1 pseudogene is annotated in these 636 nt (G+C 56.3%); it reads right to left on the bottom strand.

Annotated features, from left to right (window positions below):
• Positions 1-112 precede the first annotated feature (112 nt).
• A pseudogene (locus CO655_RS33220) lies at positions 113-636 on the bottom strand (IS5 family transposase); the annotation flags it as partial.

The raw sequence follows: 636 nt of genomic DNA, 5'->3' as shown, positions 1-636 counted from the left end.
TCGACACCCGAAAATGCGTTCGCCGGACGCTTACGTTGAAAAAACATCTGGCTGACTTTATCGACGCCTACAATTTCGGGCGCCGGCTCAAGACGCTAGGAGCTGTGGACACTTATCTGAGCCATAGGATTGTTGCGGCCAGAGCGATCATGGCTTTGTAGTTTCGAACGGTTTTCTCATATCGTGTGGCGATACGTCGAAACTGCTTGAGCTTCGAGAAGCAGCATTCGACGAGATAACGCTGAGCATAGAGTTGCTTGTCGAGCGGATACTTCTTGGCACGCGAGGGGTTGTTCGGGATGACCGCTTGCGCGCCCTTGTCGGCAATGAGTTTGCGTAGTCGGTCGCTGTCGTAGGCCGTATCGGCCATGACGACCTCGGCTGGCAGGTCTTCGATCAGGAGATCGGCTTGCGGTGCATCGCCTTTCTGACCGGCGGTCAGGATGAAACGAACGGGACATCCAAGGCCACGCACGGCCATATGGATTTTGGTGCTCAAGCCGCCGCGGGAACGGCCAAGGGCCTGATCTTCAGCCCCTTTTTTGCGCCGGAGGCGTGCTGGTGGGCGCGAATAATAGTGCTGTCGACGATCAGATATTCGTAAGCGTCCGGCGAACGCATTTTCGGGTGTCGAGA

It is taken from the genome of Rhizobium sp. M1, from assembly GCF_002531805.1.
In the GTDB taxonomy this organism is placed as follows: domain Bacteria; phylum Pseudomonadota; class Alphaproteobacteria; order Rhizobiales; family Rhizobiaceae; genus Rhizobium; species Rhizobium etli_C.
The sequence above is the reverse complement of the archived record's forward strand: the minus strand, read 5'-3'. Positions and strand labels throughout refer to the sequence as shown.